This is a genomic window from Nitratidesulfovibrio oxamicus, from assembly GCF_015731765.1.
Classification (GTDB): Bacteria; Desulfobacterota; Desulfovibrionia; order Desulfovibrionales; family Desulfovibrionaceae; genus Cupidesulfovibrio; species Cupidesulfovibrio oxamicus.
Genome location: NZ_VRYY01000646.1, coordinates 1 through 975, shown reverse-complemented (window position 1 = coordinate 975; position 975 = coordinate 1). Strand labels below are relative to the sequence as shown.

Below are 975 nucleotides of genomic sequence, written 5' to 3'. Positions count from 1 at the left end.
CGCGCAGTGCGCAGGGCTTCCGCCAGCGGGGCCAGCCCGCGCCGCCGGGCCTTTTCCGCGCGGGTGACGCGCTTTGGCCGGTAGGGCAGGTACACGTCCTCCAGCGCGGTGAGCGTGGACGCCCCCGCCACGGCCTTGGACAACTGCGGGGTGAGCAGCCCGCGCTCTTCCAGCGACGCCAGCACGGCGGCCCGTCGCTTGTCCAGTTCGCGCGCCTTTTCCAGCGCGTCGCGCACGGCGGCCACCTGCACCTCGTCCAGACTGCCCGTGGCTTCCTTGCGGTAGCGGGCTATGAACGGAATGGTGGCCCCTTCGTCCAGCAGGGCCATGACGGCGGAGACGCCGGATACCGGCAGGGACAGCGCGGCGGCCAGGGCTGCCGGGGCAGCGGCGACTGGCGTGGCTGGCGAAACGGCAGGAGCGGATCTGGACGGGGGGGCAGGGGCAGCGGCGGCGGTGGCCTGAAGTTCTGGCGTCACGGGATATTCCTGTTGTTGTCCGGTGGCGGACGATGTAAGCATGTGGTTACGTCAAGGGATTGGTTTTCTGCCACAGTCCTGCCATCCGCAACCGTGAAGGAGGCCTGCCATGAGCCATACCGAAGCCGACCTGCCCGCCGTCATCCGCGAGGCGGAGTTCGTCATCCTGGCCGACGGAACCCAGGTGCGCTACGAGGAAAGCGGCGGCGCGCGAGACGTGTTCGTCAACGACGAATGGACCGCCCGCAGCACGCTGTTTCCCGGTTCGGATTACTGTCTCGAAACGGGGGGGTGCACCTATCTGCTGACGGCCACCGACGACGGGCTCAAGGTCGAGAAGCAGTAGCAGTCCGGTGTCCGGCATTCATGCCGGAAAATTGCGGGGCCGCGCATGTGCGCGGCCCTTGGCGTTTGCGGTGCCGGGCCGCGTGTCCGTGTGCGCGGCTGCGGCCAGGGCGACGGTGCATGGTCCGCTTACCGGGTTGGCCCCTGCCCG

Annotated in this window: 2 protein-coding genes; one reads left to right on the top strand and one right to left on the bottom strand. The window is 69.2% G+C overall.

What is annotated here, in order from left to right; translation table 11 throughout:
• Nucleotides 1-374, bottom strand: a 374-nt coding sequence (locus FVW20_RS16660) for a Tex-like N-terminal domain-containing protein (protein WP_307831613.1), incomplete at its 3' end; no start/stop codon positions are given.
• A gap of 214 nt (nucleotides 375-588) precedes the next feature.
• Between FVW20_RS16660 and FVW20_RS16655 the strand changes: the two genes are divergently transcribed.
• Nucleotides 589-825: a hypothetical protein gene (locus FVW20_RS16655; RefSeq protein WP_196610468.1), complete on the top strand. Its 237-nt coding sequence runs from the start codon at nucleotides 589-591 to the stop codon at nucleotides 823-825.
• Nucleotides 826-975: the final 150 nt, after the last annotated feature.